This window comes from Neptunitalea chrysea (genome assembly GCF_027924145.1).
In the GTDB taxonomy this organism is placed as follows: Bacteria; Bacteroidota; Bacteroidia; order Flavobacteriales; family Flavobacteriaceae; genus Neptunitalea; species Neptunitalea chrysea.
This window is the reverse complement of sequence record NZ_BRVP01000073.1, coordinates 1-699: the sequence shown is the minus strand read 5'-3', so window position 1 is coordinate 699 and position 699 is coordinate 1. Positions and strand designations below refer to the sequence as shown.

Annotated in this window: 1 protein-coding gene; it reads right to left on the bottom strand. The window is 31.0% G+C overall.

The annotated features are described in order from the left end of the window. Nucleotides 1-17 precede the first annotated feature (17 nt). Nucleotides 18-699 (bottom strand): IS982 family transposase (locus NBRC110019_RS16750; RefSeq protein ID WP_281756614.1); only part of this gene is annotated, 682 nt, incomplete at its 5' end.

Below are 699 nucleotides of genomic sequence, written 5' to 3'. Positions count from 1 at the left end.
ACGTGAGTTCGATATAACTATACGTTTAGATATAGTTGTTTTGTATCAACAAATTTGTTTTTTAAGGAAGGTTTTCTTTCCTTAAAATTATATGCAATAAGAGCAGTAAATATGTTGTTAAAGTAATTAGGAACACTTCTATGTCTTGAGTGTTCTACCTGACATATGTTTTTTAGCTGATCTATAATAGTTTCAATAATGGCTCTTTTTCTTAACAAGAAAGCATCTTGAATAGGGGTAACTAATTTTGTTTTCATGTTCTTACGAAGTTTTGTAATCAGATGAATCCCATTTGCGAATAATTGGTTGAATAATGTTTTTGAAATATACCCTTTATCACCAAAAAGTTTACCGTATAATTTTTTAATAAATTGCTTAAATCGTAAGGGTTTTCGATCATCCGTATTACCACTAGTAATCATAAAATCAATGATTCCACCCTGATCATTAGTGATAATGTGTAATTTAAAACCGTAGAACCATCCTAAGGAACATTGCCCTCGTTGAGCAATATCTTTAAACACCTTATGACTGTGAATTCTTCTTTTGTCGCATACTCGTAGAGGTGTGGAATCAACAAAACTTACACCTGTACAAGAAGTTAAACCGAAAGTTTTTAAGTACATCCCTAAAGGGATAAAGCTATCTCTTTTAAGTTCTACCATACGGTTGTAAGATACCAAATTGGGAAAATAACTT